Raw genomic sequence first — 25,623 nt, forward strand, 5'->3', positions numbered from 1 at the left:
AGGGGATTCGCGAGACAGCCAGCACAACCGCCGCTCGGGCGACGACGATCGCGGAGGCAGTCGCAATCGTCGACAGGACTCACCGTCATCGCGTGGTGAGCGCGGGCCGCGAAACTCCGACCGCCGAGGCGGATACCAGGGCAATCGCCGCGACGATGACCGTCGGGGCGGTTACCAGGGCCGTCGGGACGACGACCGTCAGGGCGGGTACCGCGGTGGAGATCGCCGTGATGACAACCGGGGTGGATACCGCGGGGACCGTCGCAACGACGGTGAGCGTCGAGGCGGTTACCAGGGCAATCGCCGCGAGGACGATCGTCGCGGAGGATTCCAGGGCCGACGCGATGACGACCGCCAGGGCGGTTACCGCGGCGGAGTCCGCCGAAACGACGGTGAGCGTCGAGGCGGTTACCAGGGCAATCGCCGTGACGACGATCGTCGCGGAGGATTCCAGGGCCGACGCGATGACGACCGTCAGGGCGGCTACCGCGGTGGGGACCGTCGCGAAGACAACCGGGGTGGTTACCGCGGGGACCGACGCAACGACGGTGAGCGCCGCGGCGGCTACCAGGGCAATCGCCGTGACGGCGATCGTCGTGGAGGATTCCAGGGCCGCCGGGACGACGACCGTCAGGGTGGTTACCGCGGCGGAGAAGGTCGCGATGACAACCGGGGCGGATACCGCGGGGATCGCCGTAACGACGGTGAGCGTCGAGGTGGCTACCAGGGCAATCGCCGTGACGACGACCGTCAGGGCGGTTACCGCGGCGGCAACCGCCGAGACGACACCCGCGGGGGATACCGCGGGGACCGCCGAGGCGACGACGACCGTCGCGGCGGATACCAAGGCGACCGCGGCGGCTACGGTCGGAACAACAACGACCGTCGCGCCTCCCGCGCGACCGACACCGGTGACTACGCACGGGAACAGCGCTCTCGCCGCCCTCGCCTCCAGGAACCCGAAATCCCCGAGGACATCACCGGCAAGGAACTCGACAAGGAGATCCGCGGCCAGCTGCGTTCGCTCGACAAGGAGAACGCCGAGACCGTCGCGAAGCACCTCGTCGCGACCGGCGGCTTCCTCGACGTCGATCCCGAACGCGCCTATGAGCACGCGAAGGCCGCGATGGCCCGCGCCGGACGCGTCGGCCTCGTCCGCGAAGCACTCGGCATCGCCGCCTACCACGTCGAAAAGTACGACGAAGCCGTCCGCGAACTGCGCACCCACCGTCGCATCTCCGGCTCGAATGAGAACATCGCGCTCATCGCCGACGCCGAACGCGGTCGCGGCAAACCGGAGAAGGCCCTCGAACTCCTCGAATGGTCGAAGGAAGCCGAGCTCGACAACGACACCCGCACGGAACTCGTCATCGTCGCGGCCGGAGCCAAGTCCGACCTCGGCGACATCGACGCCGCGCGCAGGCTCATCGAAGCCGAGGACTTCACCCAGCGGCCCAGCGGCGCCCTCGTGCGCCTGATGGCCGCCTACGCCGAGGTGCTGCGCCTCCACGGTGAGACCGAACTCGCCGACAAGTACGAAGAGCTCTCCCGCCGCACGGCGAAGGCCACGGGAACCCTGTTCGGCGATGAGGAGCCCGACCCGAACTTCGGCGTCGAGATCGAGACCATCGAAGAGATCCCCGACGAGGAACTCGAGGGCGAGGCACCTGCCGAGACCGGTGGTCAGGGTGATGACGCCGACGCTGCCCCCGAAGACGACCTTGAGGCGGCAGAGACCGACTCGTCCGAGTCGGTGGGTGTCCCGACCGGTGCGGTGAGCGATTCGGCGCCTGACGACGACGCGGACTCAGGTGACGTTGCGAAGTCCGGCGACGCAGAGCGCGCCGACGAATCAACTGCTTCTGCCACCTCCGGCGCTGGGGACAGCTCGATCGCCCCGACCGACGGCAGTGCGACCGATGCGGGTTCTGACGAAGCCGCCGCTGACCAGGCCGCAGCCGAGGATTCGGCAGCCGCGCCGGCGAAGTCCGCGAAGACGCACGTCTCCGAGAAGGAGCTGAAGAAGGTCAAGGTCTCCGAGGACGAGATCGAGGCCGAACTCGACGAGATCCTCGCCGAGGCTGACGCCGACTCGGACGACGACTCGGACGCCGCCCCCGCCGCTGGCACCGCTGACACCGCCGACGCCACCGACACCGACGCCTCCGACGCTGACACCGCCGATGCCGACGCCGCCCCCAGCGCCGATGCTGCCGAGGACCCGAACGGATCGGACCAGGCGAACGGAGATCGGTGACACAGGCCGCTGAGCAGGCCCGCGACCTCGGCGTCCCCGCGGGGACGCCGATCGACGGCGTCCTCTTCGACCTCGACGGCGTCGTCTACCACGGCCCCGACGCCATCCCCGGCGCCGTCGACGGGATCGCTGGTCTCCACGACCGCGGCATCCCCGTCGGCTATGTGACGAACAACGCGACCCGCACCGCCGAGGTGGTCGCCGACCACATCTCCGACCTCGGCATCCCGACCGAGCCGAACGAGGTCATCACCTCCTCGCAGGTGCTCGCGGCCCGCCTCGGCGAGGAGTACGGCACAGGGGCGAAGATCCTCCTCATCGGCACGACGGGACTCTCGACAGCGCTGACCGAGGCGGGACTGACGATCGTCGACTCGCTCGCCGACGAACCGGTCGCACTCGCGCAGGGCCTCGACCCGCACATCGACTACGCGGGCATCGTCCGCGCCGCGGAGGCGATCGCGACCGGCCTCGACTGGTGGGCGACGAACCCCGACTACTCGATGGTCGGCCGCGCGAGCCGGGTCCCCGGCAACGGTGCCTTCGTCGACATGCTCGCCCGCCTCACCGACCGTCAGCCGCGGATCGTCGGCAAACCCTCCCCGGATGTCATGACGCATGCGGGACAGCGGCTCGGCGCTCGGCGACCGCTCATGGTCGGCGACCGCCTCGACACCGACATCGAGGGCGGCAACCGCGCCGGCTTCGACACCGCGCTCGTCCTCACCGGCGTCCACGACCTCCACGATGCGCTCACCGCCGACCCGATCCGACGCCCGACCTTCATCCTCCCGACACTCGCCGACCTTCCGCGCGTCCTCGAGGCCGCGGCGAGTCGGCCGGTCGGTTCCACCGCGCCCGACAGTGGTCGCAAAACCGAGGCGAAAACGCAGAATCGGCCCGTCGACCACCATTCTCCGACCGCAAACGGGGACGGTGGAAGCGTGCAGGCCGCAACGATGCGATTCTCTGGTCACCCTGCCGAGGAGAATGCGCCGAAATCGCCCGCGGACCTCGGCGCAGCGACCAGCAAATCGCGGGGGACTGGTGGCGACTGGACTCTCGACCTCGCCGAGGCGGTCCGCACCGACCCGGCGGCGATCGAAGCGGCGCTGCGGCTCGCCTGGAAGGCGATCGACGCAGGTGAGAGCATAGAGCCGGGAAATCTGCCGAGGAGGATCGATGACTGACGCGCCCACCCCAGGCAACCGGCCGACCCCAGGAGCGCCCACGCCAGCCCCCGCCCCAGCCCCCACCCCGGGCAGTGTCAACAAGGAGGTTCCCGCCGAAGCGTGGAAGCGCGGCCTCGCCGAGACGGCCGAGGCCCCGGCCGCCGAACGCCATACGGCACTCTCCGCCCTCCTCGACGACCTCGAGACGCAGGTGGGCTCCCTGTGAGCCGACCGGGCGGGACCCGACTCGACCGGGCCCTTGTCGACCGCGGTCTGCTGCCCTCCCGCTCCCGCGCCGCCCGCGAGGTCGCCGCCGGGCGCGTGAGCGTCAACGGCACTCCAGCGACCAAACCGTCCACTGAGGTCGCCGACACCGACGAACTCACCGTGAGCGACCCCGACCCCTGGGTCGCGCGCAGCGCCCACAAACTCCTCGGCGCACTCGACGACTTCGGCATCGACCGCCTTGACGGGCTCACCGCCCTCGACGCCGGAGCCTCGACCGGCGGCTTCACGCAGGTCCTCCTCAGCCGCGGTGTCGATGAGGTGTGGGCCGTCGACGTCGGCCACGACCAGCTCGCCGCGACCCTGCGCGACGACCCGCGTGTCCACGTCCGCGAAGGCCTCAACCTCCGCGACCTCGCAGACTCCGACGTCCCCGCCCACAGCGTCGACCTCGTCGTCGCCGACGTCTCGTTCATCTCCCTGCGCCTGCTCGTCGAACCACTGCTCGGCGTCGTCCGTCCCGGCGGCGAACTCCTCCTCATGGTCAAACCGCAGTTCGAACTCGCCCGCTCCGTCCTCGACAAGCACGGCGTCGTCACCAAGCCCGCCGACCGCAGGCGCGCCGTCGAATCCGTCCTCGCCGCGATCACCGAGGCCGGCGCCCGCGTGAGCGACATCGCCGCCTCACCGCTGCCGGGACCGAGCGGAAACCGCGAGTACTTCCTGCGTGTTCGACCCGAATCCACCCCGGGTGCGTCCGATAGGCTCGTCACGGCGGAGATCCCCGACCGCCTCGACGCGATCATGCTGGCCCAGAACATGGAAGCCCAGAGTTTGGAAGGAGAGTCGTGAGCCGGTACATCATGGTGCTGCTCCACCCGAACCGCGAGGATTCCGCGGTGGCGGCCGTGCAGGTGTGGAGGGCGCTCCTCGACGACGGCATCACCCCGGTCGTCCTCGATGAGGAGATCCTCGACATCTCCTCCCGCAGCTCGTACCCCGACGTCCACCAGGACCTCCTCTCCCGCTGCGTGATCATCAGCGCCAGCCAGCTCGCGACCTGGAAGTCCAAGTGCGAACTCGTCATCGTCCTCGGCGGCGACGGCACGATCCTCCGCGCCGCCGAACGCTTCCACGGCTCCGGCGTCCCCCTCATGGGCATCAACCTCGGTCACGTCGGATTCCTCGCCGAGAGCGAGAGGGAGGACCTCGCCGAGGCGGTCCACCGTGCCTCGGCCCGCGACTACCTCGTCGAGGAGCGGCTCGCCCTCGACGTCACCGTGTGGCATGAGGGTGAACAGATCTACTCGGCCTGGGCGCTCAACGAGGCGACCGTGGAGAAGACCTCGAAGGCGCGGATGATCGACGTCGTCCTCGGCGTCGACTCCCGCCCGGTCTCCGCGTTCGGCTGCGACGGCGTCATCCTCGCCACCCCCACCGGGTCGACCGCGTACTCGTTCTCCGCCGGCGGACCGATCGTCTGGCCCGAGGTCGAGGCCCTCCTCCTCGTCCCCATCTCCGCCCACGCGCTCTTCACCGAACCGCTCGTCGTCAACCCGAACTCCCGCCTCGGCGTGGAGATCTCCCCGTCGAATCCCGACTTCGCCGCGGTCCTCTGGTGCGACGGCCGCCGCGCCCTCGAACTGCCCGCCGGGGCACGCGTCGAGGCGAAGCGCTCGGAATCGCCGATCAAGCTCGCCCGTCTCCACACCGGTCCGTTCACCGACCGGCTGGTCGCGAAGTTCCGCCTGCCCGTCTCCGGATGGCGGGGACCGATCGAAGGAGGCTGAATGATCTCCGAACTGCGCATCTCCCACCTCGGCGTCATCGCCGAGGCCGAGGTCGAACTCGCCCCCGGCTTCACCGTCGTCACCGGTGAGACCGGTGCCGGCAAGACGATGTTCGTCTCCGCCCTCAGCCTCCTCATGGGGGAGAAGGTCGGAGCCGGGGTCGTCCGCAAAGGCGCGGAGAAGGCCGAGGTCGAAGGCATCTTCACCGAGGTGCCGGGCACCGTGCAGACCCGCATCGAGGAAGCCGGAGGCAGTGCCGACGACGAGGCGATCATCTCCCGCACCGTCGCCGCCAAGGGCCGCGCCCGGGCGACAGCGGGCGGCCGGACCGTGCCGATCGGAGTGCTCTCCGAGATCGCCGACGACCTCATCACCCTCCACGGCCAGTCCGAACAGCTCAAACTCAAGGGCCAGGCCTCCCAGCGCCGGCTCCTCGACGCCGCCGGGGGACCCGACCTCGCCGAGGCGGCCGCACAGTACTCGCGGGCCTTCGAGAACTGGCGCGAGACCGAAGCCCGCGTCCAGCGGATCAAGGATTCGACCGCCGCCCGCCGCGAGCGCATCCTCTGGCTGCAGGGCTGCCTCGACGCGATCGACGCCGTCCGCCCCGTCCCCGGCGAGGACGAGGCGCTGAGCGCACTTGCCGCGAAGCTCGGTGCCGCCGCCGACATCACCCGCGCCGTCGGCGGTGCCCATGACCTTCTGCTCGGCTCGGACATCGACGAGACCGGGGCCGCCGTCGACCGGGTCCACGAGGCGATCAGCGCACTCAGCGACGTCGAGTCCTCCGACCCCGAACTCGTCCGGATCCGCGAGGGCCTCTCCGACACCGTGCTGCGCCTCTCCGACGCCGCCGCGGAGCTGAGCTCCTACCTCTCGGGCTTCGACGAACTGGGGGAGACCTCGCTCGAGGAGACCGAAGCCAGACGCGCCGAACTCGGCTCGCTCGCCCCCTACGGCGAGACCGTCGAGGAGGTCCTCGCCTTCGAGACCCGCGCGGCCGCCGAACTCACCGAGCTCGAAGCCGAGGACCGCGACCTCGACCAGCTCGACGGCGAACTCGAGGCCGCCGAGGCTGCCATGCGCGAGACCGGCGCCGCCCTGAGCGCTCTGCGCCGGTCGACCGCGGAGTCGTTCTCGGCCGCCGTGAGCGAGGAGCTCACCGCCCTGTCGATGCCCAAGGCGCAGGTGCGCTTCGAGATCACCGAACGCGAACCCGCCGTCCACGGCCTCGACGACATCCGCCTCACCTTCGCCCCGCACGACTCCTCGACCGGCGACGACATCGCCAAGATCGCCTCCGGCGGTGAGCTCTCCCGCGTCATGCTCGCCATCGAGGTCGTCCGCGCCGCCGAGGACGGCGTGCCCACCTACGTCTTCGACGAGGTCGACGCCGGCGTCGGCGGTCGCGCCGCCGTCGAGATCGGCAGACGCCTGGCCAAGCTCGCCCGCCACGCCCAGGTCATCGTCGTCACCCACCTGCCGCAGGTCGCGGCCTGGGCGGACACGCACGTGACGATCGTCAAGGATGACGACGCGGAGACCGTGCGTTCAGGCGTGCGGGAGCTGAGCGAGGACGACCGGGTCGTCGAGCTCTCCCGCATGCTCGCCGGGATGGAGGACTCCGCCTCGGCGAAGGCCCACGCAGCCGAACTCCTCGACTCCGCGCGGCAGGTCAAGGCCGGTGCCGCTGCGGCAACATGAGAGAATAGGCTAACCATGAAAGCGCGCAGACTACGGGAGAACACCCCTGTCCCGACCCGGTCCGATGCGGCCCCGGCCAAGCTCGACCGACGGACGAAGGACCTCACGAAGCGCTTGGCCGCCGGTGACATCGCGATCATCAAGCACTCCGACATCGACCGCGTCTCCGCCGAGGCGCTCGTCGCGTGCCGCCCCGTCGCCGTGATCAACGCGGACAAGTCGATCTCCGGCCGGTACCCGAACCTCGGCCCCGGCATCATCGTCGACGCCGGAATCCCGCTCATCGACGCGACCGGACCTGAGATCTTCGACACGGTGAGCGAAGGCGACGAGATCAGCATCGACGGCAGCATCGTCTACCGGAACGGCACCGAGGTGGCTTCGGGCGTCTTCCAGACCCCGGAGACCATCGCCGAGGACATGAACGAGGCCGAGGCAGGAATGAACTCCGTGCTCGTCGACTTCGTCGACAACACGATCGAGTACATCCGCAAGGACTCCGACCTGCTCTCGGCCGAACTCGTCGTCCCCGAGGTGCGGACCGACTTCGCCGGCCGGCACGCCCTCATCGTCGTCCGCGGCTACCACTACAAAGAGGACCTCGCGATCCTCGCCTCCTACATCCGCGAGTACCGGCCGCTGCTCATCGGCGTCGACGGCGGCGCCGATGCGATCCTCGAAGCCGGCTACAAGCCGGACATGATCGTCGGCGACATGGACTCCGTGTCCGACTCCGCGCTCACCTCGGGCGCGGAGATCGTCGTCCACGCCTACCGCGACGGACACGCGCCGGGCACGGAGAGGGTCAAGGCCCTCGGCGGCGACTGCGTCGCCTTCGCCGCCTCGGGCACGAGCGAGGACATCGCGATGCTCCTTGCCGACGACAAGGGCGCCGACCTCATCGTCGCCGTCGGCACCCATGACACGCTCATGGAGTTCCTCGACAAGGGACGCAAGGGCATGGCCTCGACGTTCCTCACCCGTCTGCGGGTGGGGTCGAAGCTCATCGACGCCAAGGGCGTCTCCCTGCTCTACCGGCAGCGGATCTCCAGCCTGCAGCTCGCGGTGCTCATCATCGCCGGACTCGTCGCGCTCGGCGTCGCCATGGCGGCGACCGCCGCCGGGCAGACGTTCCTCGGACTCATCGGAGCCCAGCTCGACGGCGTCTTCGGCTGGATCGGCTCCCTGTTCGGCGGGGATCCCGCCGCGACCTCAGAATCCGCCGGCACGATCTGGGCCGGACTCGACTCAAGGACTCTCTCGTGATCGACTTCCGCTACCACCTCGTCTCCCTCGTCTCGGTGTTCCTCGCCCTGGCCGTCGGCATCGTCCTCGGCGCCGGCCCCCTCAAGGAGCCGATCGGCGAGTCCCTGCAGAGCCAGGTCGACGCCCTGCGCGCCGACCGCGACGACCTGCGCACGAAGCTCGACGCCGCCAACGGCAACATCGAGAAGCAGAACGAGTTCGTCACCGCCGCGGCCCCCGAGCTCATCGGCGACACCCTCAAGGATGCGACGGTCACCGTCATCTCCGCCCCCGAGGCCGACCCCCAGCAGGTCGAGGAGGTGACGAACCGGATCAAGGAGGCCGGCGGAACGATCGCCAGCGACGTCTCCTTCGTCGACGATGCGCTCAGCGTCAGCGGCGCCGGAGAGTTCATGACCACCCTGCGCGGACTCGTCCCCGCCCTGCCCGCCGATGATGCGACCGCGCTGCGCGCAGCCCTCGTCATCGCGCTCACCGGCAAGGCCTCGATGCTCGCCGAGGGCAAGGACCGCGACGACGCCGAGGCGAAGGCCGAGGAGATCTTCAACGCGTTCGTCGACGCCGGGCGCCTGCGCACGGACACCGACCACAAGACGACGGACCTCTTCGTCATCATCGACGACGAGAACTCCCAGCTCGCCGAGGAGACCGAACCGAGCCCTGAGGCCACCGGCGACATGGCCTCCCGCGACGCCGTCACCGAGTTCGTCAACGCGCTCACCAACGAGGCGACGTCCGTCGTCGTCGCCGGCGACGCCGCCTCGGCGGCCAACGGCCTCGTCTCCGTGCTCCGCACCGGGAAGTCCCGGGCTTCGACCGTCGACGGCCTCGGCCTCGGCGCCGGGGCGATCATCACGGTCTGCGCGATCGCCGCCGGCCGAGCCGGCACCCACGGCCACTTCGGCTTCGCCTCGGACGCCGAATCGATCCTGCCCGGAAGGGAATGACATGATCCGAACCCTCGTCAGCTCCGCCGTCGCCGGTCTCGTCGGATACGGCGTGACGAAGGCCGTGCTGAACTCCCCGCTGCGTCGCCATGAGCGCGCGGTGCGGACGAACCATGCCGGACGCGACGTCTCCCTCGTCGAGGGCCCGGCCGTGACCGCAGGACTGCTCGCCGGCAGCGCCCTCATCGAAGATCCGCGGCAGCGGGCGGCCACCCTGCTCGCGACCTCGGTCTCCGGCGTCCTCGGCGCCGTCGACGACTTCCTCGAGTCCGGGTCGTCGAAGGGCCTGCGCGGTCACCTCAGCGCCCTCGCCCACGGACAGGTCACCACCGGGGCGATCAAGGTCACCGGCATCCCCGTCGCCGCGATCATCGCCGCCGCGATCCTCGGCCCCGACAACCGTCGCCACCACGGACTCCTCGACGCCTTCCGCCCCGCTGAGACGGCACCGTGGTGGAAGGCGAGCATCGACACCGTCGTCGCCGGCGGGGTCATCGCCGGCACCGCGAACCTCTTCAACCTCCTCGACCTTCGCCCCGGACGCGCACTCAAGGCCGGTCTCCTCGTCCTCGGCCTCATGCCGCATCAGCGGCAGCTCACCTGGGTGCCGACCGCCGTCGTCACCGGCACGAGCCTCGCCGCGTGGCCCGACGACCTCGACGGGTCCGTCATGCTCGGCGACACCGGAGCCAACGCCCTCGGGGCTGCCATCGGCACGACCGTGGCGGCGAACACGAGCGCCGGAACGCGCGCGGTCCTCCTCGCCGTCCTCGCCGGCCTCACCCTGGCCTCGGAGAAGGTCTCGTTCACATCCGTCATCGAATCCACCCCCGGACTGCGTGAGATCGACGCCTTCGGGCGCACGGTGAAGTGAACCGGCTCCTCCGGGTCTTCGCCTCCGCGGCGCTGCTCGTCTCGATCATCACCCTGATCACCCGGCTCGTCGGGTTCCTCCGGTGGCTCGTCTTCTCCAGCACGGTCGGGGCCGGCACCGTCGGCACCGCCTACCAGAGTGCCAACCAGGTGCCGAACATCCTCTTCGAGGTCGTCGCCGGAGGCGCACTGGCGGGAGCGGTCATCCCCCTGCTCGCGATCCCGCTCGCCCGCGCCGACCGGGACACGGCCGGGCGGATCACCTCGGCGCTGCTCACCTGGGCGGTGTCCGTGACGCTGCCCCTGACGATCGTCCTCGCCGTCTTCGCCGAGCCGATCGCGACCCTCCTCGTCGACTCCGCCGGGGACGAACAGGTCGCCACCGCCTCCTTCCTCCTCATGTTCTCCCCGCAGCTCGTCCTCTACGGCATCGGCGCCGTCCTCACCGGCGTCCTCCAGGCGCACCGGAAGTTCCTCTGGCCGGCGTTCGCCCCGCTGCTCTCGAGCCTCGTCGTCATCGGCTCCTACATCACCTACCGCGGTGTCGGCGGCACCGACGCGACATGGGAGACCCACATCGGATGGCTCGGCTGGGGCACGACCGCCGGTGTCGCCGCCCTCGCCCTGCCGCTGGCCCTGCCGATGCGCTCGACCGGGCTGCGCATCCGCCCCACGTGGTCGTTCCCACCCGGCGTCGCCCACCGGGCGCTGCGCCTCGCCGGGGCCGGCATGGCCGCACTGCTCGCCCAGCAGGGAGCCGTGCTCGTCACCCTCGTCCTCTCCAACCGTTCGGGCGGCACCGGCACGTTCGTCCTCTTCAACTACATCAACGCCGTCTACCTCCTGCCCTACGCGGTCCTCGCGATCCCCGTCGTCACCGTGATGTTCCCGACCCTGTCGACGTGGGTGGGCCGGACGAAGGACGACGACGCCGAGGCGGCCGACCGTGAGGCGGCGGGAGTGCGGCTGCGCGCGATGACGGCGACGACCTCGGCGGTCATCGTCACCATCGGACTGCTCGGCACCGTCATCCTCTTCAGCGCCGCCGGACCGCTGGAATCGTTCTTCACCTCGATCGATGCCGTCGGCGGTCGTGACGCCGCCCCGTTCTCGGCGATGCGCACCGCGATCATGGTCATGGCCCTGGCCGTGCCCGGCTGGTCGTTCATCGCGTGGGGCTCACGGATCTTCTACGCCCTCGAACGCTCCCGCCACGCGGCGGCGGCGACGACGACCGGGTGGATCCTCGTCATCGTCGGCATGGTCGCGGCGATCGCCCTCACCGAGGCGAACGGCAGCCCCGAGCGCACGCTCGTGGCCATCTGCGCGGGCTATGTGCTCGGGATGAGCGCCGCGGCGGCCGCGCTCCTCGTCTCAATCCGCCGGGTCCTCGGCTCGGACGCACTGCGCGGCATCCTTCGCCGCGGCCTCCACTCGCTCCTCGCCGCAGCGCTCGGATCCGCCGCAGGCGCGCTGGCCGCCTGGTGGCTCGCGGGTCTCATCGGCACCGCCGCCGTCCCCTCGGTCATCGTCGGCATCCTCGCAGCCCTCGTCGGCTGCCTCGTCTTCGCCGGCATCCTCGTCCTCGACCGCGGCTACGTCGCCGAGGTGCGCGGCATGCTCGCCTCCCGCCGACAGACCCAGGGACCCGCCGACCCCACCGTGCCCACCGCCCCGGAGCCGGGTCCCGACCACGACGGGCCGGGCATCCCACCCTCGACCCCCGGAGCCGCACCCCAGCGACCCGGCCCCGCACCGCAGAACGAGGAGGAGAGACCATGAGGATCGTCTACGTCATCGGCACGTCGACCGGCGGAGTCGGCACGCACGTGCGGGCACTCGCCCGCGACGTCGCCGCCGCCGGCCACGAGGTCGGCGTCATCGGCCCGGCCCAGACCGACGAGCACTTCGGGTTCTCCGCCCTCCCCGGGGTCCGCTTCGCCGCCCTCGATGTCGGCACCGGCGTCGATCTGCGCGACACCGTCCTCGTCACCCGGCTGCGACGCATTCTGCGCGGCTTCGGCCCTGACATCGTCCACGCCCACGGCTTCCGCGCCGGACTCATCGCCCATCTCGCGACCCGTCTGCTGCGCCCGCGGCCGACCTTCATCGAAAGCCTCCACAACCAGGCTTCGGGCACCGGCATCCGCGGGAGCGTCGAGACCGGCATCGAACGGCTGCTTGCTCGCGGGGCCGATCTCACGCTGGCCGCGAGCACCGACCTCGTCATCCGCGCCCACGACCTCGGTGCCCGCGACGCCCGCTTCTCTCCGGCAGCGGCCCCCGCGATCCGGGAGGTCGGCGCCGCCGAGGCCCGCGCGACGAGGGCGGCCCTTGCCGCCGAGTACGACTTCAGCGAGGACGCCGTCATCGTGCTCGCCGTCGGCCGCGTCGCCCCGCAGAAGAACTACGGCATGCTCGTCCGTGCCCTGGCCCGCCTCGGCGACACAGTTCCGGCCGCACCGGCCGACGCCGCCGCACCGACCGACGCCGCCGCACCGGCCGACGCCGCCGCACCCCGCGAGATCGTCGTCCTCGTCGCTGGGGCCGCCGATGAGGCGGTGCTCGCCGAGGTCCGCGCGCAGTATGCAGAGGCCGCGACCGCCTCGGCGCTTCCGGCCCTCCATTTCCTCGGAGCCCGCGACGACGTCGCCGCGCTCCTGGCCGCCGCGGACGTCTACGTCCTCACGAGCGTCTGGGAGGCCCGCGCCCTTGTCCTCCAGGAGGCGCTGATGACCGGGCAGGCGATCGTCGCCACGGCCACCGGGGGCACCCCGGAGCTCGTCGGGGACTCAGGCGTCCTCATCGACTCCGACGACGACGAGTCGCTCGCCGATGCGATCGGCACGCTCGCTGAGAACCCCGCGCTGCGTGCCGAACTCGGGGAGCGGGCCAGGGCCCGAGGACGGGAGCTGCCCGACGAAGGCGACGTCGCCGCCGAGCTGCTCGCCGTCTACGCGGAGACCCAGCCGTCACCGCGGGACTGAACTCCCGCCTCGGCGAACCGGGGTCCGCACGACCCCGACGACCCCGGCGACGACCAGCGCGGACACCGTGCCGAACACGGCCCCGGCCGCTGCCGAAGAGGCCGGGGGAGACCGGTAGGCTAGAGACACACGACTGAGAGGGATGAGGAATGACCGAGACCGCCGAGATCCAGCCGCTGAGCACCGACGCACGGATCCTTCACGTGCTCGCCGACACGACGGACCCCGTCGCCGAGGTGGCCAAGCTCGCCGTCATCGGTCACCTCCGGGCCGGTCACCAGGTCGGTCTCGCCGCCCACCGGTCGATCCTCGACCGCCTCGACGTCCCCGAGGACCTCATCGGGAACTACCGCGAGATCGAGCTCAGCGCCAAGCGCCGGCTCTCACCCTCGGATCCCGCCTCGGCCTTCACGCTCCACAAGATCTACCCCCACGTCGACATCGTCCACGGCCACGGACTCCACGCCGCGACGCTGACCGGCCTCGGCTTCACCGGCCTGCCCGCCCGCCTGAGCCCGACCGCGGTCGCCACCGTCGAGAACTTCGCCCCCGCCGACGTCATCGAGAAGACCGGTGCGGAGATCGTCGCCCGCACCGCCCGCGGAGTGCTCGGCACGACCGAACCCGTCGTCGAATGGTTCGCAGGCTCCGTTCCGCTCGTCGAACGCGCCGAACTCGTCACCCCCGACATCGACACCGACCTCACCGTCACCGCCTCCCGGGCGCAGGTGCGCCGTGAACTCGGCATCGGGGAGGGCACGTGGATGGTCGCGAGCCCGATCGCCCTGAAGGACCACACGGCCCTGGCCACCGTCCTCGACGCCGCCGACCAGATCAACAGGCGCCGGCCCGACCGCAAGGTCGTCTTCGTCCTCACCGGCACCGGCCGCGACCGCCGCACCATCGCCTCCGCCTTCGCCGACCGCGGCGTCATCGTCGCCCCTGCCGGTGACCTCGTCGACGTCGCCGCCGCCTCCGACGTCGTCATCGCCAGCGAGCAGATGACCGGACTCAGCCACGAGGACCTCATGCAGCTGGCCAAGCCGACCGTCTTCATCGGCGCCGAACGCCGCGCCGGCATCTGGGGGGAGGCCGCCGACATCGTCCCCGCCGACGACACCGACGCGCTGCTGCGTGAGATCAATCATCTCCTCGACGATCCGGCAGCCCGCGGTGCGCAGGCGATCGCCGCGAAGAAGCGGGTCATCGACGTCGACAACCCCGGTGAGATCGCCGCGAGCCTCCTCGGTCTCTACGCCGAGGTCGAGGCCCTGTCGAAGTCGGCAAGCCGGGTTTGATAGAATCAAATTCCGTGGTGAATCGAATCGGGGCTCACGAGCCGAACACAGTCAAGCACATCTTCGTTACAGGCGGCGTCGCCTCCTCTCTCGGCAAGGGTCTCACGGCATCGAGCCTCGGACACCTGCTCACCCAGCGCGGCATCAAGGTCGCGATGCAGAAGCTCGATCCCTACCTCAACGTGGATCCGGGCACGATGAATCCGTTCCAGCACGGTGAGGTCTTCGTCACCGAGGACGGTGCGGAGACCGATCTCGACATCGGCCATTACGAGCGCTTCCTCGACATCGACCTCGACGGGGCGGCCAACGTCACCACCGGTCAGGTCTACTCCTCGGTCATCGCCAAGGAGCGCCGCGGGGCCTACCTCGGCGACACCGTCCAGGTCATCCCGCACATCACCGACGAGATCAAGGCCCGGATGCGGGCGCAGGCCGAGCGTCCCGCCGAGGACCGTCCCGATGTCATCATCACCGAGATCGGCGGCACCGTCGGCGACATCGAGTCGCAGCCGTTCCTCGAGGCGGCCCGCCAGGTCCGCCACGACGTCGGCCGCGACAACGTCTTCTTCATCCACGTTTCCCTCGTGCCCTACCTCGGACCCTCGGGAGAGCTCAAGACGAAGCCGACCCAGCACTCGGTGGCCGCACTGCGCTCGATCGGCATCCAGCCGGACTCGATCGTGCTCCGCTCCGATCGGGAACTGCCCGATTCGATCCGCGGCAAGATCGCCTCCTCGTGCGACGTCGACATGGAAGCGGTCGTCTCGTGCGTCGATGCGCCGAGCATCTACGACATCCCCAAGGTCCTCCACGACGGCGGCCTCGACGTCTACGTCATCCGCCGCCTCAACCTGCCCTTCCGCGACGTCGACTGGACGAAGTGGGACTGGGTGCTCGAGCGCGCGCACCAGCCCGCCCACGAGGTGACCATCGGGGTCGTCGGCAAGTACATCGACCTGCCCGACGCCTACCTCTCCGTCACCGAGGCGCTGCGCCACGGCGGTTTCGCCAACGACGCCAAGGTGCGCATCGAATGGATCCAGTCCGATGTCTGCGAGTCCGATGTGGACGCCGCCGCGGCACTGGCGGGTCTCGACGCGATCTGCATCCCCGGCGGCTTCGGCATCCGCGGCATCGAAGGCAAGGTCGGAGCGCTGAGGTTCGCCCGCGAGAACGGCATCCCGACGCTGGGCCTGTGCCTCGGCCTGCAGTGCATGGTCATCGAGTACGCCCGCCACAAGGCCGGCATCGAGGGCGCTTCGTCCTCCGAGTTCGACCCCGACACGAAGTTCCCGGTCGTCGCGACGATGGCCGAGCAGATGTCGATCGTCGACGGTGAGGGCGACCTCGGCGGCACGATGCGCCTGGGCACGTACCGGGCGAAGCTCGACGAGGGCAGCGTCGTCGCCGAGGCCTACGGGTCGACGGACATCAGCGAACGCCACCGTCACCGCTACGAGGTCAACAACGCCTACCGCGACGACCTCGCCGAGGCGGGACTCGTCTTCTCCGGCACCTCGCCCAACGGCGAGCTCGTCGAGTTCGTCGAACTCCCGCGCAGCGAACACCCGTACTACGTCTCCACCCAGGCCCACCCCGAGCTCAAGTCGCGCCCGACGAAGCCCCACCCGCTCTTCGCGGGCCTCGTCGCCGCGGCACTCGAGCGCCAGTGAGCTGACCGTGAGCGATCTGCACGACGTCCCGTTCACCCCGGAGATCACTGCCTCCGACGAGGTGTATCGGGGCGCCGTGTGGACGATCCGGCGGGAGACCTTCGACCTGCCCGAGGCGACCGGCCTCGTCCGCGACCTCATGGCCCACACCGGGGCCGTGGCGGTGGCCTGCCTCAACGAGGCAGGCGAGATCCTCCTCGTCCAGCAGTACCGTCACCCCGTCCGCGCCCGCCTGTGGGAGGTTCCGGCCGGGCTCCTCGACATCCCCGGTGAGGATCCGCTCACCGCTGCGAAGCGCGAACTCGCCGAGGAGGCCGACCTCACCGCTGCCCGCTGGGAGGTCCTCTCCGACTCCGCGCTCTCACCGGGCGGCAGCAGCGAGACGATCCGGCTCTACCTCGCCCGTGACCTCGCCGAGGTGCCCGCTGCCGACCAGCATGCCCGCAGCGACGAGGAGGCCGGGTTCGTCTACCGGTGGGTGAGCGTGCCCGAGGCCCTCGACGCGATCGCCGCGGGGCGGATCACCAACTCCGTCGCCCAGCTCGCGGTCCTCCAGGTGAGCAACGTCCTTGCCGCCGAGGCGGCCGGCCGACCCGTGCGCACCCGTCTTGTCGATGCGCCCCGGCTCCTCGTCGACCGCCGCGACGCAGCCGACGATACGGACGCCTGAGACCCCATGGCCCGTCACGGCGCCGAACTCCTTCCCGACCTTCCCGCCGAGATCGCCCGCGCGATCGGCTCGTACCTCTCGGCTCTGCGCTTCGAACGCGGACTCTCGCTCAACTCCATCGACGCCTACGCCCGTGACCTCGGCAGGTACGGGACCTGGCTGGCCGAGGCCGGGATCGACCGCCTCGGCGGGGTGACCCGGGCCCACGTCGAGGACTTCGCGCTCCACCTCCAGGACTCAGGGCTCGCCCCGCGGACCCGGGCCCGCGCCCTCGTCGCGGTGCGCCGGTTCCATGCCTTCGCCCTCGCCGACGGTCTCACCGACACCGATCCCGCCTCCGAGGTCAGCCCGCCCAGGGAGGGGCTGCGGCTGCCGAAGGCGCTCTCGCTCTCCGCAATCGAGGCGATGCTCGCGACGACGGCGGGGGAGGAGCCGGCCCAGATCCGGGCGGCGGCCCTCCTCGAACTCCTCTACGCGACCGGGGCCCGGATCTCCGAGGCCGTCGGCGCCGACCTCGACGACCTCGACCTCGAGACCCGGCTCGTGCGGCTCTACGGCAAAGGCGGCAAGGAGCGGATCGTCCCGTTCGGCTCCCATGCGGCCGTCGCCCTCGGGGCGTGGGTGACCCGGGTGCGCCCGACGATGGCCGAGAAGGCGAGGTCCGGGACTCCGGCAGGCGCCCTGTTCCTCAACGCGCGGGGCACGCGGATGTCGCGGCAGACGGCGTGGAAGATCGTCGGACGCGCCGGCAGCCTCGCCGGACTGGAGACCGAGGTCTCCCCGCACACGTTCCGCCACTCGTTCGCCACGCACCTCCTCGAGGGCGGGGCGGACATCCGCGTCGTCCAGGAGCTGCTCGGCCACGCCTCGGTGACGACGACGCAGATCTATACGAAGGTGTCGGAGGAAACATTGCGCGAGGTCTACGCCACCTCGCACCCCAGGGCGCGGTAGGGTTGGTTCCAGCACGCAACGAAAGGTGGCCGACCGAGTGATGAATCCGCAGCAGGCGTTGGATCTCCCCACAGCGACGACCCCGACGGCGGGAGCCGAGGACTTCGCCGAACCCGCACCCCTGGATTCGCACGGGCCCGCCCGGATCATCGCCATGGTCAACCAGAAGGGCGGGGTGGGGAAGACGACGTCGTCGATCAACCTCGGCGCCTCCCTGGCCGCGTACGGACGCAAGATGCTCCTCGTCGACTTCGACCCGCAGGGCGCCCTGTCCGTGGGGCTCGGCATCAACCCGTACGACCTCGACATCAGCGTCTACAACCTGCTCATGAACCCGCGCCTCGACCCGCACGAGGTCATCGTCGAAACCGACTTCGAGAACATCGACGTCCTGCCGGCGAACATCGACCTCTCCGCCGCCGAGGTCCAGCTCGTCGGCGAGGTCGCCCGCGAACAGGTCCTCTCCCGGGCGCTCGCCAAGGTCGCCGGCGAATACGACGTCATCCTCATCGACTGCCAGCCCTCGCTCGGCCTGCTCACCGTCAACGCGCTCACCGCCTCCCACGGCGTGATCATCCCGCTCGAGACCGAGTTCTTCGCCCTGCGCGGCGTCGCCCTCCTCGTCGAGACGATCGAGAAGGTTCAGGACCGGCTCAACCCCTCACTCGAGATCGACGGGATCCTCGCGACGATGTTCGACTCGCGGACCCTGCACTCGAAAGAGGTGATGACCAGGGTCTCCGAGGCCTTCGACGACAAGGTCTTCGACACCGTCATCAACCGCACCGTGAAGTTCCCGGACGCCTCCGTCGCCGCCGAGCCGATCACCTCGTTCGCGCCCAAGCACCCCGGCTCCGAGGCCTACCGGCGCCTGGCCCGGGAGCTCATCGCCCGCGGAGGCGCACCCTGAGCGAGACCGCCGTCGAGACCGTCGCCGACGACGATGCCGTCGCCGACGACGGGCACGGCTTCCAGGTCGAGCTGGAGAACTTCTCCGGCCCCTTCGATCTGCTCCTCGGCCTCATCTCGAAGCGTCGCCTCGACATCACGGAGATCGCGCTCGCCGAGGTGACCGACGAGTTCATCGCGTACACGACGCAACTGTCGGAGAAGGACGGGGGCAGCGGGTCCAACCTCGCCGAGATCTCCGAGTTCCTCCTCGTCGCCGCCACCCTCCTCGACCTCAAGACTGCGCGCCTGCTCCCGCACGAGGAGGGGGAGGAGGAACTCGACCTCGAACTCCTCGAAGCCCGCGACCTCCTCTTCGCCCGCCTGCTTCAGTACAAGGCGTACAAGGCCGTGAGCGGCTTCCTCTCCGAGGCGATGACCGCAGGCTCCATCCGCGTCCCCCGCTCGGTCGGCCTCGAGGAGGAGTTCCAAGACGTCCTGCCCCCGCTCGAGCTGAGCATCGGCCCAGGTGAGCTCGCTTCCCTCTTCGCGACCGTCCTCCAACGCGACCACACCCCGCCGACGGTCGCCGTCGACCACATCCACCTCCCTCTCGTCAGTGTCTCCGAACAGCGCGGACTCATCCTCGGACTGCTGCGCTCGGGCGACGTCGAGTTCCAGGACCTCCTCGACACCTCCGAGAACACGCTCGTCGTCGTCGCCCGGTTCTTGGCCCTCCTCGAACTCTTCAAGGTCGGCCTCTGCGACTTCGACCAGGCCGAACCGCTCGGCCCGCTCGTCATCACGCGGACCGAGACCCCCGAGGACGGCGTCGACCTGCGCACCGAAGGCGCGTGGAGCGCCGAGGAGGACGGGGACGGTGCTGAGGCCGGCACCGCCTCGGCGGGAGAGACGGACGACGGCGCCACCTCGGCGGGGGAGACGGACGGGGACGATACGACGGAAGGCCAGGCATGATCGACGATGAGATCCTCTCCGGCATCGAAGCCGTGCTCATGGTCAGCGACTCCGCGGTGTCCGCCGAGGAGTTCGCGACGGCCCTCGGCATCGACGAGGACACCGTGACCGAGGCGATCGCGGAACTGGCCCGTGACTACGACGGTGCCCCTGCCGGCCCCGACGGGCAGGGCGCCAGGCGGCAGCGGGGCTTCGAGATCCGCGCGGTCGCCGGCGGCTTCCGCCTTCACTCCCGCGGGGACTACCACGACGTCGTCAAGGACTTCCTCACCGCCGGGCAGAGCGCGAAGCTCTCCCAGGCAGCGCTCGAGACGCTCGCCGTCATCGCCTACCGACAGCCGATCTCCCGGCCCCGCATCGCCGCGATCCGCGGGGTGAGCGTCGACGGCGTCATCCGCACCCTGCTCCTGCGGGGTCTCATCGTCGAAGCGGGGAAGGAGGCGACGACCTCGGCGCTGCTCTATGCGACGACCCACCAGTTCCTCGACGCCCTCGGCATGGTCAGCCTCGACGAGCTGCCCGACATCGCCCCGTACCTGCCCGAGGACGCCGACCTCGAGGAGTTCGGGGCCGACGAGACCGAGGTCCTCGCCACAGTCGAGGACGGAATGTCACCAGAGGACGATTGATTTGAGACAATGGTCCCCATGAGTCCCTACCGCGATCCCAGGGCGCCCGGCGGGCGCAGCAACCGTCCGAGCCGAAAGCAGCGTGCGAGCGCGAAGAAGGCCCCCACCGGCACGGGAGAGACCTCGGATGCCCACGTCAGCGGGGGAGTGCGCCTGCAGAAGGTCCTCGCCGAGGCGGGGCTGGGGTCCCGTCGCGCGTGCGAGCAGCTCATCCTCGACGGCCGGGTCGAGGTCGACGGGAACATCGTCACCGAACTCGGCACCCGCATCGATCCGGAGACCCAGGCCGTCTACGTCGACACCCTGCGGATCTCGACGAGCCCGCAGAAGGTCTACCTCGCGCTCAACAAGCCCGCCGGGGTCGTCTCGACGATGAAGGACCCCGAGGGGCGCAAGAACCTCAGCGACTACGTCGGCAACCGCGCCGAGCGGATCTTCCACGTCGGACGCCTCGACACCGACACCGAGGGCCTCATCCTGCTCACCAACGACGGGGAGCTCTCCAACCGCCTCGCCCATCCCCGCTACGAGATCCCCAAGACCTACCTCGCGCAGGTCAAGGGGCAGATCGCCAAGGATGCGAGCGCCCGGCTCAAGGCCGGCATCGAACTCGACGACGGGATCGTCACGGTCGACGAGTTCAAGCTCGTCGACTCGACGCCTGGCCGCTCCGTCGTCGAACTCACCCTCCACTCGGGCCGCAACCGGGTCGTGCGCCGTCTCCTCGCGGCGATCGGCAACCCCGTCGAACGCCTCGTGCGCACCCAGTTCGGACCGATCTCGCTCGCCGAGCAGCGGCAGGGCAAGATCCGACCCCTGCGCTCGGATGAGATCGGCGAGCTCTTCGAGGCCGTCGACCTGTGAGAGTCCACATCATCGGCACCGGGCTGCTCGGTGCGAGCCTCGGCCTCGCCCTGTCCGGGCGCGGGCACACGGTCACCCTCGAGGACACCTCGCCGACCGCTCAGCAGCTCGCCTCCGACCTCGGCGCCGGTGAGCCGGTGGCCCCGGCCTCGCCCGGGTCGGGAACGGCCGTGCCGGGAACGGCGGGGGACTCACCGGGGGCGACCACCTCGGCGGGGGAGGGCATCGACCCGGACATCGTCGTCGTCGCCACCCCGCCCGACGTCGCAGCCCACGTCATCGCCGCAGCACTTCGGAACTACCCGCGCGCGACGGTGACCGATGTCGCGAGCATCAAGACCCGCCTGCTCGAGACCGTGCGCGGTCTCGTCACCGCCGACCAGCTCGACCGCTACATCGGCTGCCATCCGATGGCCGGACGGGAGAAGTCTGGGGCGATCTCCGCCCGCCCCGACCTCTTCACCGCCCGACCGTGGGTGATCTGCTCCGACGACGACACGCCGGCCTCCCGGCTGCGGGAGGTCGTCGAGATGGCCGAGGCCACCGGCGCCTCGGTCACCCACCTCGACCCGCGCATCCACGACGCCGCGGTCGCGAAGGTCTCCCACGTCCCGCAGGTCGTCTCCTCCCTCGTCGCCTCCCAGCTGCGCCACGCCCCGCTCGATGAGGTGGCGCTCGCCGGGCAGGGACTGCGGGATGTCACCCGCATCGCCGCCTCCGACCCCGGACTGTGGACGCAGATCCTCTCCGGCAACGCCGAGGAGGTCCGGACGGTGCTGCTCGCCCTGCGCGGGGAGCTCGACTCCGTCATCGAGGCGCTCAGCCTCGGACCCGGGTCGACCGGGGCGATCGCCAGGGCCATCGCCCACGGCAACGAGGGACACGACCGGATCCCCGGCAAGCACGGACAGGCCCCGACCGCATATGCTGTCGTCACGGTCCTCATCCCCGACACCCCGGGGACCCTGGCCTCCCTGTTCAAGGACATCGGGGACCTCGGCATCAACGTCGAGGACTTCCGGATGGACCATGCCCCGGGGCGCCGGCTCGGCATCGTCGACGTCTCCGTGATGCCCGCGAACGCGAACGAACTCGAGACCGGACTGCAAGCACTGGGATGGCGGATCCCCGAATCCGCCATCGAGAAGGAAGGAACCACATGAGCGTCGTCGCCATCGACGGACCCAGCGGGGTCGGCAAGTCGAGCACTGCGAAGGAGGTCGCCCGCCGCCTCGGCTTCGCCTACCTCGACACGGGTGCGATGTACCGCGCGATGGCGTGGCTGGCGCTCAGCCGCGGGGTCACCGATCCCGTCGACGTCCTCGAGCAGGTCCGCGGGGCCGACCTCGAGATCTCCACCGACCCCGACGACTTCGCGGTGTCCGTCGACGGCATCGACGTCGCCGAGGAGATCCGCAGCGCCGAGGTCTCCGAGAACGTCCAGACCGTCTCCGCGGTCCCCGACGCCCGCACCGAACTCATCGAACGGCAGCGGGAGATCATCGCCGCAGCGTCCCCCGGCATCGTCGTCGAAGGCCGTGACATCACGACCGTCGTCGCCCCCGACGCCGAGGTCCGCATCCTCATGACCGCCCGCGACGACGTCCGCGTGGCCCGCCGGGCCAAGGAGGTCCACGGCAGTGCCGACGCCGAGGCGGTCGCCGCCACCGCGTCGCTCGTCACCGGCCGTGACGCCAAGGACTCGGCCACGACGAGCTTCCTCACCGCCGCCGAGGGCGTGTACACCCTCGACACGAGCGATCTCGACTTCGAGCAGGTCGTGGGGACCGTGCTCGACCTGGTGAAGGACGCAGAATGACCGACGAGGAATTCCACGAGACCCCCGATGAGGCGCTCGCCGAGCGTCTCGAGCGGATCAGCGACGAAGAGGCTGAGCAGCGGGCCACCGCGCTCGAGGCCGGACTCGAGAGCTACGAGCTCGAGGACGAGGACCGGGCGCTGCTCGACTCCCTCGGCTTCGAGATCGAGGACGAAGAGGCGATCGGCGCCAACCCGGTGCTCGCGATCGTCGGCCGCCCCAACGTCGGCAAGTCGACGCTCGTCAACCGCATCCTCGGCCGCCGTGAGGCCGTCGTCGAGGACGTCCCCGGTGTCACCCGCGACCGCGTGAGCTACCAGGCGGAGTGGAACGGCAAGGACTTCACCCTCGTCGACACCGGCGGCTGGGACTCCGACTCGAAGGGCATGGCCTCGCGGATCGCGATCCAGTCCGAGGTCGCCGTCGACATGGCCGACGCCGTCGTCCTCGTCGTCGATGCCACGACCGGACCGACCGCGACCGACGAGATGGTCGTGAAGATGCTGCGGAAGAAGAAGAAGCCGGTCATCCTCGCCGCGAACAAGGTCGACGACGAACGCGGCGAGCTCATGGCCGCCGAACTCTGGGGGCTCGGCCTCGGCCAGCCGTGGTCGGTCTCGGCCCTCCACGGTCGCGGCGTCGCCGACCTCCTCGACGAGGCGGTCTCCGTCCTCCCCGAGGTCTCCGCCGTCGATACCCGCATCGAGGAGGGCGGTCCGCGTCGGGTCGCCCTCGTCGGTCGACCCAACGTCGGCAAGTCCTCCCTGCTCAACAAGCTCGTCGGGTCCGAACGCGTGCTCGTCGACAACGTCGCCGGCACCACCCGCGACCCCGTCGACGAGCTCATCGAACTCGGCGGCAGGCAGTGGCGCTTCGTCGACACCGCGGGCATCCGCCGCCGCGCCCACCAGGCCAGCGGCGCGGACTTCTATGCGGCCCTGCGCACGCAGACCGCGCTCGAGCGCGCCGAGGTCGCCGTCGTCCTCCTCGAAGCCCAGGAACCGCTGAGCGAGCAGGACGTGCGGATCGTCACCACCGCCGCCGAGGCGGGACGGGCCATCGTGCTCGCGTTCAACAAGTGGGACCTCCTCGACGAGGAGCGCCGCTACTACCTCGAACGCGAGATCGAACGCGACCTCGCCCACGTCGCATGGGCCCCGCGGGTCAACATCTCCGCGAAGACCGGCCGACACGCCGAGAAGCTCGTACCGGCGATGGAGACCGCGCTGGAGAACTGGGACAAGCGGATCCCGACCGGACGCCTCAACGCGTTCCTTGGCGAACTCGTCGCAGCGAACCCGCACCCGGTGCGCGGAGGCAAGCAGCCGCGCATCCTCTTCGGCACTCAGGTGCAGTCGCGCCCACCGAAATTCGTCCTCTTCACCACAGGATTCCTTGAACCGGGGTATCGTCGTTTCATCATCAGACGACTCCGCGAGACGTTCGGCTTCGAAGGGACGCCGATCGAGGTCTCGATGCGGATCAGGGAGAAGAGACGAGGTCGGTAGTTGAGCGCAGGCACTGAGCCCCAGGCAGTCACTCCGTGGCACGCCAGGCCGCCGGCGAGAGCACTCGTTGTCGTCCTCACGATCGCCGGGCTCGCCTACGCCCTGACGTTCTTCCGCGGGCTCCAGGAGATCGTCGCTCCGGTCTTCCTCGCGCTCAACTTCTACATCGTCGTCTACCCGCTCCAGCGCTGGCTGACGAGGCATCGCGTGCCGGGGGCGCTCGGCGCGTGCGTCTCCGTCGTCCTCGTCCTCGTCATGCTCTTCGGGTTCTTCGGGCTCACCGCGTGGGCGATCGCCGAGCTCGTCATGCTCATCCCCAGCTACGGCAACCAGCTTGTGGCGACCTATCACAGCCTCATGTCGATGCTCGGGGAGCTCGGCGTGACCTCGAACGTCCTCGAAGCGCAACTGCGGCAGTTCAACGTCCGTTCGATCTTCGACGCTGTCAGCCCGCTGCTCACCAACGTCTCGCTCGGGGCGGGTCTGCTCACGACGGTGATCATGGCGGTCTTCTTCGTCGCCATGGACTCGATGGGGATGTCGTCGCGGATGGGGATGCTCAAGGACGCCAAGCCTGCGCTCGCGCAGTCGCTGGGCGGGTTCGCGTCCGGTGTGCGCCGCTACTGGGTGGTCGCGACGATCTTCGGCCTCATCGTCGCGATCCTCGACGTCGTGGCACTGGCGATCATCGACGTCCCGCTTGTGTGGGTGTGGGGTGTGCTCGCGTTCCTCACGAACTACATCCCCAACATCGGCTTCGTCATCGGGCTCATCCCACCCGCCCTGCTCGCCCTCGTCGACAGCGGGTGGCAGTCGGCCGTGTGGGTGATCGTCGCCTACAGCGTGCTCAACTTCGTCATCCAGGCGATCATCCAGCCGAAGTTCACCGGCGAGTCGGTCGGGGTGACCCCGCTCGTCTCCTTCCTCTCCCTGCTCTTCTGGGTGTGGGTCCTCGGATGGCTGGGCGCCCTCCTCGCACTGCCCGCGACCCTGCTTCTCAAGGCCCTCCTCGTCGACGCCGACCCGAAGGCCCGGTGGGTGAACATCCTCATCGCCTCCGACCCGCGCACCGCCCACACCCCCGTCCACTGACCCCGACCACCTCGGCGACGCACCGT

General features: G+C 70.1%; 25 protein-coding genes. 23 read left to right on the plus strand and 2 right to left on the minus strand.

The features are described 5' to 3' along the window. Nucleotides 1-85: 85 nt before the first annotated feature. A complete protein-coding gene (locus EZE58_RS14570) occupies nucleotides 86-1,114 on the minus strand; it encodes a hypothetical protein (protein ID WP_167560813.1) in 1,029 nt (342 codons plus the stop codon). 12 nt (nucleotides 1,115-1,126) lie between these two features. Between EZE58_RS14570 and EZE58_RS14575 the strand changes: the two genes are divergently transcribed. The 16 genes from EZE58_RS14575 (at nucleotide 1,127) to EZE58_RS14650 (ending at nucleotide 18,729) form a co-directional block, all read left to right on the plus strand. Beyond that, nucleotides 1,127-2,257 carry a hypothetical protein gene (locus tag EZE58_RS14575; RefSeq protein WP_095376820.1) on the plus strand — a complete coding sequence of 377 codons (1,131 nt, stop codon included), beginning with the start codon at nucleotides 1,127-1,129 and terminating at the stop codon, nucleotides 2,255-2,257. After that, nucleotides 2,254-3,447, plus strand: a complete 1,194-nt coding sequence (locus tag EZE58_RS14580; RefSeq protein ID WP_095376821.1) for an HAD-IIA family hydrolase — start codon at nucleotides 2,254-2,256, stop codon at nucleotides 3,445-3,447. Before EZE58_RS14575 ends, EZE58_RS14580 begins: the two co-directional genes overlap by 4 nt. Next, nucleotides 3,440-3,655, plus strand: coding sequence for a hypothetical protein (locus EZE58_RS14585; protein ID WP_095376822.1), 216 nt, complete (start codon nucleotides 3,440-3,442; stop codon nucleotides 3,653-3,655). Before EZE58_RS14580 ends, EZE58_RS14585 begins: the two co-directional genes overlap by 8 nt. Then, the gene (locus tag EZE58_RS14590; RefSeq protein ID WP_131247819.1) at nucleotides 3,652-4,506 is read left to right on the plus strand and encodes a TlyA family RNA methyltransferase; all 855 of its coding nucleotides are present in this window, start codon (nucleotides 3,652-3,654) and stop codon (nucleotides 4,504-4,506) included. Before EZE58_RS14585 ends, EZE58_RS14590 begins: the two co-directional genes overlap by 4 nt. Continuing rightward, nucleotides 4,503-5,444 (plus strand): NAD kinase, encoded by a 942-nt coding sequence (locus EZE58_RS14595; RefSeq protein ID WP_009380021.1) that lies wholly within the window; start codon nucleotides 4,503-4,505, stop codon nucleotides 5,442-5,444. Before EZE58_RS14590 ends, EZE58_RS14595 begins: the two co-directional genes overlap by 4 nt. Next, a complete protein-coding gene (gene recN / locus EZE58_RS14600; protein ID WP_119297004.1) occupies nucleotides 5,445-7,148 on the plus strand; it encodes a DNA repair protein RecN in 1,704 nt (567 codons plus the stop codon). It abuts the gene before it with no gap. A 15-nt stretch (nucleotides 7,149-7,163) separates the two neighbouring features. Then, nucleotides 7,164-8,414 (plus strand): putative cytokinetic ring protein SteA, encoded by a 1,251-nt coding sequence (gene steA / locus EZE58_RS14605; RefSeq protein WP_119297005.1) that lies wholly within the window; start codon nucleotides 7,164-7,166, stop codon nucleotides 8,412-8,414. Next, the gene (locus tag EZE58_RS14610) at nucleotides 8,411-9,361 is read left to right on the plus strand and encodes a copper transporter (protein ID WP_119297006.1); all 951 of its coding nucleotides are present in this window, start codon (nucleotides 8,411-8,413) and stop codon (nucleotides 9,359-9,361) included. The genes steA and EZE58_RS14610 overlap by 4 nt, the downstream gene beginning before the upstream one ends. Before the next feature lies 1 nt (nucleotide 9,362). Then, the gene (locus tag EZE58_RS14615; protein WP_119297007.1) at nucleotides 9,363-10,235 is read left to right on the plus strand and encodes a hypothetical protein; all 873 of its coding nucleotides are present in this window, start codon (nucleotides 9,363-9,365) and stop codon (nucleotides 10,233-10,235) included. Then, nucleotides 10,232-12,016, plus strand: a complete 1,785-nt coding sequence (locus EZE58_RS14620) for a lipid II flippase MurJ (RefSeq protein ID WP_119297008.1) — start codon at nucleotides 10,232-10,234, stop codon at nucleotides 12,014-12,016. Before EZE58_RS14615 ends, EZE58_RS14620 begins: the two co-directional genes overlap by 4 nt. Beyond that, complete coding sequence (locus tag EZE58_RS14625; protein ID WP_131247817.1) at nucleotides 12,013-13,221, plus strand: glycosyltransferase; 1,209 nt, start codon at nucleotides 12,013-12,015, stop codon at nucleotides 13,219-13,221. The genes EZE58_RS14620 and EZE58_RS14625 overlap by 4 nt, the downstream gene beginning before the upstream one ends. 149 nt (nucleotides 13,222-13,370) lie before the next feature. Then, nucleotides 13,371-14,519 carry a glycosyltransferase gene (locus EZE58_RS14630; protein WP_009380006.1) on the plus strand — a complete coding sequence of 383 codons (1,149 nt, stop codon included), beginning with the start codon at nucleotides 13,371-13,373 and terminating at the stop codon, nucleotides 14,517-14,519. Then, nucleotides 14,516-16,195: a CTP synthase gene (locus EZE58_RS14635; protein WP_167560827.1), complete on the plus strand. Its 1,680-nt coding sequence runs from the start codon at nucleotides 14,516-14,518 to the stop codon at nucleotides 16,193-16,195. Before EZE58_RS14630 ends, EZE58_RS14635 begins: the two co-directional genes overlap by 4 nt. Before the next feature lie 7 nt (nucleotides 16,196-16,202). Next, nucleotides 16,203-16,865, plus strand: a complete 663-nt coding sequence (locus tag EZE58_RS14640) for an NUDIX hydrolase (protein ID WP_119297011.1) — start codon at nucleotides 16,203-16,205, stop codon at nucleotides 16,863-16,865. 6 nt (nucleotides 16,866-16,871) lie between these two features. Then, on the plus strand, nucleotides 16,872-17,819 hold the full coding sequence (gene xerD, locus EZE58_RS14645; RefSeq protein ID WP_063248819.1) for a site-specific tyrosine recombinase XerD: 948 nt from the start codon (nucleotides 16,872-16,874) through the stop codon (nucleotides 17,817-17,819). A gap of 40 nt (nucleotides 17,820-17,859) precedes the next feature. Then, a complete protein-coding gene (locus EZE58_RS14650; RefSeq protein ID WP_009379999.1) occupies nucleotides 17,860-18,729 on the plus strand; it encodes an AAA family ATPase in 870 nt (289 codons plus the stop codon). On the opposite strand, the gene EZE58_RS14655 is transcribed toward EZE58_RS14650, so the two are convergent. Then, complete coding sequence (locus EZE58_RS14655) at nucleotides 18,681-18,920, minus strand: hypothetical protein (protein ID WP_040342215.1); 240 nt, start codon at nucleotides 18,918-18,920, stop codon at nucleotides 18,681-18,683. The two genes, EZE58_RS14650 and EZE58_RS14655, sit on opposite strands and share 49 nt — an antisense overlap. Here EZE58_RS14655 and EZE58_RS14660 point away from each other — a divergent pair. The 7 genes from EZE58_RS14660 to EZE58_RS14690 are packed head-to-tail and all read left to right on the plus strand — an operon-like array spanning nucleotide 18,888 to nucleotide 25,597. After that, nucleotides 18,888-19,685 carry a ScpA family protein gene (locus EZE58_RS14660; protein WP_009379998.1) on the plus strand — a complete coding sequence of 266 codons (798 nt, stop codon included), beginning with the start codon at nucleotides 18,888-18,890 and terminating at the stop codon, nucleotides 19,683-19,685. The genes EZE58_RS14655 and EZE58_RS14660 overlap by 33 nt on opposite strands. Beyond that, on the plus strand, nucleotides 19,682-20,314 hold the full coding sequence (gene scpB, locus EZE58_RS14665; RefSeq protein WP_063248821.1) for an SMC-Scp complex subunit ScpB: 633 nt from the start codon (nucleotides 19,682-19,684) through the stop codon (nucleotides 20,312-20,314). The genes EZE58_RS14660 and scpB overlap by 4 nt, the downstream gene beginning before the upstream one ends. A gap of 18 nt (nucleotides 20,315-20,332) precedes the next feature. Then, nucleotides 20,333-21,178 carry a pseudouridine synthase gene (locus EZE58_RS14670; RefSeq protein WP_040342229.1) on the plus strand — a complete coding sequence of 282 codons (846 nt, stop codon included), beginning with the start codon at nucleotides 20,333-20,335 and terminating at the stop codon, nucleotides 21,176-21,178. Beyond that, the gene (locus EZE58_RS14675) at nucleotides 21,175-22,341 is read left to right on the plus strand and encodes a prephenate dehydrogenase (protein WP_167560829.1); all 1,167 of its coding nucleotides are present in this window, start codon (nucleotides 21,175-21,177) and stop codon (nucleotides 22,339-22,341) included. Before EZE58_RS14670 ends, EZE58_RS14675 begins: the two co-directional genes overlap by 4 nt. After that, entirely contained in the window at nucleotides 22,338-22,997 is a 660-nt protein-coding gene (cmk, locus tag EZE58_RS14680; RefSeq protein WP_009379994.1) for a (d)CMP kinase, read from the plus strand. The genes EZE58_RS14675 and cmk overlap by 4 nt, the downstream gene beginning before the upstream one ends. After that, a complete protein-coding gene (gene der / locus EZE58_RS14685) occupies nucleotides 22,994-24,505 on the plus strand; it encodes a ribosome biogenesis GTPase Der (protein ID WP_063248823.1) in 1,512 nt (503 codons plus the stop codon). The genes cmk and der overlap by 4 nt, the downstream gene beginning before the upstream one ends. Next, nucleotides 24,506-25,597, plus strand: coding sequence for an AI-2E family transporter (locus tag EZE58_RS14690; protein WP_009379992.1), 1,092 nt, complete (start codon nucleotides 24,506-24,508; stop codon nucleotides 25,595-25,597). Nucleotides 25,598-25,623 lie beyond the last annotated feature (26 nt).

The organism is Brevibacterium sp. LS14 (assembly GCF_012027885.1).
Taxonomy (GTDB): domain Bacteria; phylum Actinomycetota; class Actinomycetes; order Actinomycetales; family Brevibacteriaceae; genus Brevibacterium; species Brevibacterium casei.